This is a genomic window from Stenotrophomonas sp. Sm6012 (assembly GCF_030985895.1).
GTDB classification, from domain to species: domain Bacteria; phylum Pseudomonadota; class Gammaproteobacteria; order Xanthomonadales; family Xanthomonadaceae; genus Stenotrophomonas; species Stenotrophomonas forensis.
The window spans coordinates 1-8,665 of the sequence record NZ_JAPTFX010000172.1; the positions used below are offsets into that span (position 1 = coordinate 1).

Consider the following 8,665-nt stretch of genomic DNA (forward strand, 5'->3'; position numbering starts at 1 on the left):
GCAGCGGGCTGAGCCATCGACCGGTAGTTGCCCACCTTGGTGGGCGCTTGCCTGCTCCCGCCCTGGTAGTTGCCCACCTTGGTGGGCGCTTCGTCACACATGCGCCACCCCAGGTTGGCGACTACCGGATCACGTGGCGCTGGCAGCAGGCTGGCCGCTACGGGGCCTTCCCCCAGGCGCTACACTGGCAGCCCCGTTGCAGCCTGTTGCCCGACCATGTCCGACCTGCTCAGCCGCACCCACGCCATTGCCCTGGACGCCGCCGATCCGCTGCGTCCGCTGCGCAACGAATTCCTGATTCCGCGCCATGGTGGTGGCGAGCAGACCTACTTCGTCGGCAACTCGCTGGGCCTGCAGCCGCGCGGCGCACAGGCCGCGGTGCAGGAAGTGATGAAGCAGTGGGGCGAACTGGCGGTGGAAGGCCACTTCACCGGCCCGACGCAGTGGCTGTCCTACCACCGCCTGGTGAGCGCGCAGCTGGCCCGCGTGGTTGGTGCGCTGCCCAGCGAAGTGGTGGCGATGAACACCCTGAGCGTGAACCTGCACCTGATGATGGTCAGTTTCTACCGGCCGACCGCGCAACGCCCGGTGATCCTGATGGAAGCCGGCGCGTTCCCCACCGATCGGCACGCCGTGGAAGCGCAGATCCGCTTCCATGGCTTCGATCCGGCCGAGTGCCTGGTGGAAGTACAGCCGGACGAAGCCAATGGCACGATCTCGCTCACGGCGATCGAGCAAGCCATCGCCGAGCATGGCCCACGCCTGGCGCTGGTGCTGTGGCCCGGCGTGCAGTACCGCACCGGCCAGGCCTTCGACCTCGATGCGATCACCCGCGCCGCACGCCTGCACGGTGCGCGCATCGGCTTCGATCTTGCGCATTCGGTCGGCAACCTGCCGCTGCGCCTGCACGATGTAGCACCCGATTTCGCCGTGTGGTGCCACTACAAGTACCTCAACAGTGGACCGGGCGCGGTCGCCGGCGCGTTCGTGCATGAGCGGCACCATCGCGACACCACCCTGCCGCGCTTCGCCGGCTGGTGGGGCCATGAGGAAGCCACCCGTTTCCAGATGGCGCCGCAGTTCATCCCGGCCGCTGGTGCCGAAGGCTGGCAGCTGAGCAATCCACCGATCCTCGGCCTGGCGCCGCTGCGTGCGTCGCTGGACCTGTTCGAGCGCGCCGGCATGGACGCCCTGCGCAGCAAATCGGTGGCGCTGACCGGCATGCTGGAAGCGCTGGTGCGCGCACGCCTGTCCAACGTGCTGGACATCATCACGCCGGCCGATCCGCAACGCCGTGGCTGCCAGTTGTCGCTGCGCGTGATCGGTGGCCGCGAGCGCGGTCGTGCGCTGTTCGAACACCTGCGCGGCATCGGCGTGCTCGGCGACTGGCGCGAGCCGGATGTGATCCGGATTTCGCCCACCCCGCTCTACAACCGCTACCTGGACGTGCACCACTTCGTCGAGGAAGTGGAAGCCTGGGCCGGCCTCTGAGCCCGCCCCTTCCCTACTGCTGGACAGTTCGTTGATCGCACACGCCTCCCGCTCGTTGAGCATTATCGGTGCCGGCCTCGCCGGTTCTCTGCTGGCCATACTGCTGTCACGGCAGGGCTGGCGCATCACCCTGTACGAGCGCCGCGGGGATCCGCGCGTGGCCGACTACGAAAGCGGCCGTTCGATCAACCTGGCGCTGGCCGAGCGCGGGCGCAATGCGCTGCGCCAGGCGGGCGTGGAGGACGAAGTGATGGCGCGCGCGGTGATGATGCGCGGCCGCATGGTGCATCCGCGCGACGGCGAACCGCAGCTGCAGCGCTATGGCCGCGACGACAGCGAAGTGATCTGGTCGATCCATCGCAGCGACCTGAACACCACGCTGCTGGAACTGGCCGAACAGGCTGGCGCCACCGTGCACTTCCATCGCCGCCTGCACACCGTCGATTTCGACGCAGGCTACGCGCGTTTCATCGATGACCGCGACGACAGCCCGCACGACATCCGCTTCGACACCCTGATCGGTGCCGACGGCGCCGGATCGGCCCTGCGCGCAGCGATGAACCGGCGCGCGCCGCTGGGCGAGGACATCGCCTTCCTCGACCACTCCTACAAGGAGCTGGAGATCCCGCCGGCCGCCGACGGCAGCTTCCGCATCGAGCGCAATGCACTGCACATCTGGCCACGTGGCCACTACATGTGCATCGCCCTGCCCAACCACGAAGGCACCTTCACCGTCACCCTGTTCCTGCCGAACCAGGGCGATCCCAGCTTTGCCACCGTCAACACCGGCGCGCAGGCAGAGGCGCTGTTCGCGCGCGAGTTCGCCGACACCCTGCCGTTGATCCCGAACCTGCGCGCGGACTGGGAACAGCATCCACCCGGCCTGCTCGGTACGCTCACCCTGGACCGTTGGCACCAGGGCGGCCGCGCCGTGCTGATCGGCGACGCCGCGCATGCGATGGTGCCATTCCACGGCCAGGGCATGAACTGCGCGTTCGAGGACTGCGTGGCGCTGGCCCGCCACCTGATGGAGGCGGATGATCTGCAAGGCGCGTTCGCCGCGTTCGAGGCCGAGCGCAAGCCGAACGCGCGCGCCATCCAGCAGATGGCGCTGGAAAACTACCTGGAAATGCGTGACCGCGTGGCCGATCCTGCGTTCCTGCTGCAGCGTGAGCTGGAACAGGAACTGCAGCGACGCTGGCCGACCCGCTTCGTGCCGCATTACACGATGGTCACCTTCCTGCACACGCCCTACGCCGAAGCGCTGCGCCGTACCGAGCTGCAGCGCGACATGCTGGTGTCCGCCACCGCAGGCCACGATTCATTGGACAACATCGACTGGGCCGCGCTGGAAACACGGATCCACGCGCAGTTGCCGGTCCTGGAGGGCGCGCACTGATGGCCGACAGCTTCCTGTTCTACGACCTGGAAACCTTCGGCCAGGATCCGCGCCGCACGCGCATCTCGCAGTACGCGGCGATCCGCACCGACGCTGACCTCAACGAGATTGAAACGCCGGTCAGCTTCTTCGTGCGCCCGGCCGATGACCTGCTGCCGTCACCGATGGCGACCCTGGTCACCGGCATCACGCCGCAGCAGGCCATGGCCGAAGGCATCAGCGAAGCCGAGGCCTTCGACCGCATCAACGAACAGCTGTCACGCCCCGGCACCTGCGCATTGGGCTACAACACGCTGCGTTTCGACGACGAATTCATCCGCTACGGCCTGTTCCGCAATTTCCATGACCCGTACGAACGCGAGTGGCGCAACGGCAATTCGCGCTGGGATCTGCTGGACATGCTGCGGCTGATGCGCGCGATGCGCCCGGATGGTATCCAGTGGCCACTGCGCGAAGACGGCGCCACCTCGTTCAAGCTTGAACACCTGGCCGAAGCCAACAACGTGCGCGAAGGCGATGCGCACGAAGCACTGTCCGACGTGCGCGCCACCATCGGCATGGCGCGCCTGTTCAAGCAGTCGCAGCCGCGCCTGTGGGAGTACGCGCTGAAGCTGCGCGACAAGCGTTTCGTCGGTGGCCTGCTGGACATCGCCGCGTTGAAGCCAGTGCTGCACGTCTCGATGCGCTACCCGGCCAGCCGCCTGTGTGCGGCACCGGTGCTGCCGCTGGCGGTGCACCCGACCATCAACAACCGGGTGATCGTGTTCGACCTCGATGGCGACATCAACGACCTGCTGGAGCTGCCGGCCGAGGTGATCGCACAGCGCCTGTACATGCGCGCCAGCGAGCTTCCTGAAGGCGTGGCACGGGTGCCGCTGAAAGAGGTGCATCTGAACAAGGTGCCGGCACTGATCGCCTGGAACCACCTGCGTGCCGACGACCATCAGCGCCTGGGCCTGGACGTGGCGGCCATCGAGACCAAGGTCGAGCGGCTGCGCCCCTTCGCCGCGCAGCTGGCCGAGAAGGCGCGCCAGGTCTACAACCAGCCCCGCGCCGCCACCGTGGCCGACGTCGACGCCTCGCTGTACGACGGCTTCCTCGGCAACGGCGACAAGCCATTGCTTGCCCTGGCGCGCACCACCGCACCGGAGCAGTTGGCCGAGCTGGAAGGCCGCTTCCGCGACCCGCGCCTGCCCGAGCTGCTGTTCCGCTACCGTGCGCGCAACCATCCCGGCAGCCTCGCGCCGGCTGAACGCCAGCGCTGGCAGGATTACCGCCGCCAGCGCCTGCTCGGAGACGGCGGCCTGGGTGAACTCAACCTGCCCCAGTACCAGCAGCAGCTTGATGCACTGGCCGCCGAAGCGCCCGATGACGCGCGGCGCCAGGCCCTGCTGCAATCGCTGCGCGACTGGGGCCAGCATCTGCAGGAGACGTTGTGAGTACCTATTTCTCGGACGCCAGCTTCAGCTTCCTGCGCAGCCTGGCGCGGCATAACGAAAAGGCATGGTTCAACGACCACCGCCAGCAGTACGAAGACCACGTGCGGCAGCCGTTCCTGCGCCTGCTCGGCGACCTGCAGCCGGCGTTGGCCGAGGTCAGCGACCATTTCCGCGCCGATACCCGTGGCGTCGGTGGCTCGCTGTTCCGCATCCATCGCGACGCGCGTTTTTCCAACGACAAATCGCCCTACAAGACCTGGCAGGGTGCGCGCCTGTTCCATGAGCGTCGCCGCGAAGTGGCCGCGCCCTCGTTCTACGTGCACCTGCAGCCGGGCGAAAGCTTCGTCGGCGCCGGCCTGTGGCATCCGGAGCCTGAAACCCAGCGTCGCGTGCGCCACTTCATCCTCGACAACCCGGGCAGCTGGAAGGCCGCCGCGCATGCGCCCGCGCTGCGCAGGCGCTTCGACTTCGAGGAAAGCGAGAAGCTGGTGCGGCCGCCGCGCGGTTTCCCGGCTGATTTCGAGTTCATCGACGACCTCAAGCACCGCAACTGGGTGATGTGGCGCTCGCTGGACGACGCCACCATGACCGGCCCGCGCCTGCTGTCCACGCTGGGCAAGGATCTGGCGGCACTCGGCCCGTTCGTCGACTACCTGTGCGCCGCGCTGGACCTGGAGTTCTGATGTCGCAGGATCTTCCGCTGGCCCGTCAGCGGCGCGTGCTCGGCCGCACCGGCCTGGCCGTTTCACCGATCGGCCTGGGGTGCTCCGGCTTCTGGGGTCATCGTCGCTTCCCGGAGCATGAGGCGGCTGCCGTGGTCGAGCATGCGCTCGCCCATGGAGTGAACCTGCTCGATACCGGCCACAACTATTCCGGTTTCCATGCCGAGCCGCGCCTGGGCCGCATCCTGCGCCCGTTGCTGCAGCAGTACCCGCGCGACGCGCTGGTGATCTCCAGCAAAGGCGGCACGTTGACCGGCCAGGCCGGCATCAGCGGCGCGGAGCAACGCAACTTCTCGCCCGCGGCCATCACCGCCAGCTGTGAGGCCTCGCTGCGCAACCTTGGCCTGGACCATCTGGACATCTACCAGCTGCATGGCGCCAGCGAACACGACATCAACGATGACCTGCTGCTGGCCCTGCAACGCCTGCGCGAACGCGGCCTGGTCCGCCACACCGGCATCAACACCCACTCGGCTTCGACGCTGCGCTGGATGATCGCCCATCCCGACGCGTTCGATGTGGTGCTGCTGGACTACAACGCCCTGCAGCAGGACCGCGAACCGCTGATCGACCAGCTGCAGGCAGCGGGCATTGGCGTGCTGGCCGGTACCGTGCTCGCGCAGGGTCACCTGCTGCCCGCGCGTCCTCGCCTGCCACGGCTGGCCGATGCCTGGTACCTGGCGCGCGCCTGGCTGAAACCCAGCAGCCGCCATCTGATGCGCAGTGCCCGCAAGATGCGGCGCGCCGTGGCCGCGATCCACAGCCAGCCCCCGGCCCGGACCGTCTTCGCCTATGCACTGGGCCATCCCGGCGTGGCCAGCGGCATTCTCGGCACCACCCGTACCCGCAGCCTGGACGATGTTCTGGGGACGCGGCTGGAAGCGCTGACCCCGGCCGAGCGGCAGCGGCTGGTGGCCGCCTTCGGCGATGGTCGTGGCTCACCCAGTCACTGACGCTTAACCCGCGTTTGCCGCCTTTGCGGCAGTCTGGGAGCCATGAAGAAGCTCATCGGCACCCTGATTGCCCTCGTCCTGGCCGTCGCCGCCTGGTGGTTCAGTGGCCCGTACCTGACCGTGCACGGGCTGTCCAAAGCGATCGAGCAGCGCGACACCGCGCGACTGCAACGCTACGTCGATTTCCCGCGCGTGCGCAGCAGCCTGCGTGCGCAGCTCAACGACTACCTGGTGCGCCAGGCCGGCCCCGACGTGGCGGCCAGCCCGTTTGGCGCCCTGCTCTACGGCCTGGGTGACCAGCTCGGCGGCGCCGCGGTGGACACCATGGTGACCCCGACCGGGATCGGCGCGATGCTGCAGGGCCACGTGCTGTGGAAACGCGGCCGCAATGAACTGAAGGGCGGCGATGCCTTCGGCGCGACCGAACCGGCGCGGCCGCTGAAGAATGCCGAGCATCGCTTCGAAGCACTGGACCGCTTCGTGGTCGACGTCGACCGCGGCCCTGGCCAGCCGCCACTGAAGGTGGTGCTGGAACCACAGGGCCTGCGCTGGAAGGTGGTGGACCTGCAGCTGGGGATGTCAGGCAGCCCGTGACCGGACCCGTGGCCTGACGGCAATGCCAACCAAGGTTGGCGACTACCTGACCCTACCCCTCGTTGGCGACGCCGTGGGGAACGTGGCCGGCAGCCACGTGTTCACGCGCACTGTCGATGTTGTGCTGTGAATCGTCGAAGAAGATGTCGGCACCGAACGCCTGCAGGAACGGGCCCTTGTGGCGGCCACCGAGGAACAGCGCCTCGTCCAGGCGCACGCCCCACTCGCGCAGGGTGCGGATCACCCGCTCGTGGGCCGGTGCCGAGCGCGCGGTGACCAGCGCGGTGCGGATCGGTGCGCTTTCGCCGGCCGGGAATACCTCCTGCAGCGTATGCAGGGCCGACAGGAAGCCGCGGAACGGGCCACCGCTGAGCGGTTCGCGGGCGCGTTCGCGTTCGTGCCGGCCAAACGCTTCCACGCCCTGTTCGCGCGAGATGCGTTCACTCTCGTCGCCGAAGATCACCGCGTCGCCGTCGAAGGCGATGCGCAGCTGCCCGGCCGGTCGACCGGTATCGATCTGGTCGGCCGCCGCAGCGGCAGTCTCGCCGGGCGGCTTGGGCAGGATGGTCGCGGCCGCGATGCCATGGCGCAATGCGCTGCGCACCGATTCCGGGTTGGCCGACAGGAACAGGTCGGTCCCGAACGGCTTCACGTAGGGCCAGGTCGGCTCACCTGCGGTGAACGTCGCGCGGATGATGCCCAGGCCGTAATGCTGGATCGAGTTGAAGATGCGCAGGCCGGTATCGGCCGAGTTGCGCGACAGCAGGATCACCTCGACGCGCGGGTTCTCCGGGCTGGCGCCCTGGTTCAGCGCCAGCAGCTTGCGCACCACGGGGAAGGCCACGCCGGGCCCGAGGATGTCGTCCTCATGCTGGCGCTGGAATTCGGCGTAGGCCGCCACGCCATCGCTTTCGAACAGCGCATGGCTTTCCTCGAGGTCGAACAGCGCGCGCGAGGTCACCGCAACGGTCAGCAAACGGGGGGAGTTGTCGCCCATCGGTGGGGGTCCTTCAAGCGGTCGGCACGGCCGGCCGCCCATTGTCCTCAAAAAACGAACTGTTCGCTCAGGATCCGGTCTTCCAGGTTGTGCTCCGGGTCGAACAGCAGGGTCACGCGGCGGTCCTTCGACTCGCGGATGGTCACTTCGACCACGTCGCGGGTCTCGTGCGAATCAGCGGTCACGCTGACCGGGCGCTTGTACGGATCGAGCACGCGGAAACGCACTTCGGTGTCGGCCTTGAGGATCGCCCCGCGCCAGCGTCGCGGCCGGTATGGGGCCAGCGGCGTCAACGCGATGGTGTGCGAGCCCAGCGGCAGCACCGGGCCATGCGCGGAATAGTTGTAGGCAGTGCTGCCGGCCGGGGTGGCCACCAGCACGCCGTCGCCGATCAGCTCCCCCACGCGTTCCTGGCCGTTCAGGTCGATGCCGATATGCGCAGCCTGGCGGGTCTGGCGCAGCAGCGACACGTCGTTGTAGGCCAGCGAACCGGTACTGGTGCCCGACTCGGTCAGCGCCACCATTTCCAGCGGGCGCAGGTTGGCCGGTTCGGCGCGGGCAATGCGCGCATGCACGTCATCGTCGCCGCGGTACTGGTTCATCAGGAAGCCGACCGTGCCGAGCTTCATGCCGAACACCGGCTTGCCCAGGTGCCCGTGCCGGTGCAGGGTCTGCAGCATGAAGCCATCACCGCCCAGCGGGCACAGCACGTCGGCCTGCTCGGGCGCGTAGTCGCCATAGCGCGAGACCATCGCCGCGCGGGCCATCTGCGCCGGTTCGGTGGTGCTGGCCAGGAAAGCGATGCGGGGGGAGTCGCTCATCGGTGGATCCGGGGGAGGCATGAGGGAGAGCATAACCGAGCGCCGGGGGTTGGACCCCGCTGGGCGGATGACCGGCCCGTCCGCCGGGACACGCCGTAAACCCATCCATTGGGGCTCGGTCGCGCCATCCATGGCGCTCACGGTCCCGGCGGACGGGCCGGTCATCCACCTGACAGGTTGCCGGCCGGCGTCGGGTCAGTGATCGCAGAAAAACAGGCAGAAACAGAACGGGCCCCCCAAAGGCGGGGG

8 protein-coding genes are annotated in these 8,665 nt (G+C 68.2%); 6 read left to right on the top strand and 2 right to left on the bottom strand.

Annotated elements, in window-relative coordinates:
- Positions 1–216 precede the first annotated feature (216 nt).
- Genes kynU through O0J73_RS20065 form a run of 6 tightly spaced genes read left to right on the top strand, consistent with a single transcriptional unit; the run spans position 217 to position 6,598 of the window.
- The gene (gene kynU / locus O0J73_RS20040) at positions 217–1,491 is read left to right on the top strand and encodes a kynureninase (RefSeq protein ID WP_308309465.1); all 1,275 of its coding nucleotides are present in this window, start codon (positions 217–219) and stop codon (positions 1,489–1,491) included.
- 31 nt (positions 1,492–1,522) lie between these two features.
- Positions 1,523–2,890, top strand: a complete 1,368-nt coding sequence (locus O0J73_RS20045; protein WP_308309466.1) for an NAD(P)/FAD-dependent oxidoreductase — start codon at positions 1,523–1,525, stop codon at positions 2,888–2,890.
- Positions 2,890–4,329, top strand: coding sequence for an exodeoxyribonuclease I (gene sbcB, locus O0J73_RS20050; RefSeq protein ID WP_308309467.1), 1,440 nt, complete (start codon positions 2,890–2,892; stop codon positions 4,327–4,329). The genes O0J73_RS20045 and sbcB overlap by 1 nt, the downstream gene beginning before the upstream one ends.
- Complete coding sequence (locus O0J73_RS20055) at positions 4,326–5,012, top strand: DUF2461 domain-containing protein (RefSeq protein WP_308309469.1); 687 nt, start codon at positions 4,326–4,328, stop codon at positions 5,010–5,012. Before sbcB ends, O0J73_RS20055 begins: the two co-directional genes overlap by 4 nt.
- Positions 5,012–6,004: an aldo/keto reductase gene (locus O0J73_RS20060; protein WP_006453010.1), complete on the top strand. Its 993-nt coding sequence runs from the start codon at positions 5,012–5,014 to the stop codon at positions 6,002–6,004. Before O0J73_RS20055 ends, O0J73_RS20060 begins: the two co-directional genes overlap by 1 nt.
- A gap of 42 nt (positions 6,005–6,046) precedes the next feature.
- Positions 6,047–6,598, top strand: a complete 552-nt coding sequence (locus tag O0J73_RS20065; protein ID WP_006453011.1) for a DUF2939 domain-containing protein — start codon at positions 6,047–6,049, stop codon at positions 6,596–6,598.
- A gap of 52 nt (positions 6,599–6,650) precedes the next feature.
- Here the strand turns inward: O0J73_RS20065 and O0J73_RS20070 are convergent, their stop codons facing one another.
- Entirely contained in the window at positions 6,651–7,595 is a 945-nt protein-coding gene (locus tag O0J73_RS20070) for a 5'-nucleotidase (protein ID WP_005410242.1), read from the bottom strand.
- Between the two features lie 47 nt (positions 7,596–7,642).
- A complete protein-coding gene (locus O0J73_RS20075; protein WP_049458758.1) occupies positions 7,643–8,416 on the bottom strand; it encodes an NAD kinase in 774 nt (257 codons plus the stop codon).
- Positions 8,417–8,665: the final 249 nt, after the last annotated feature.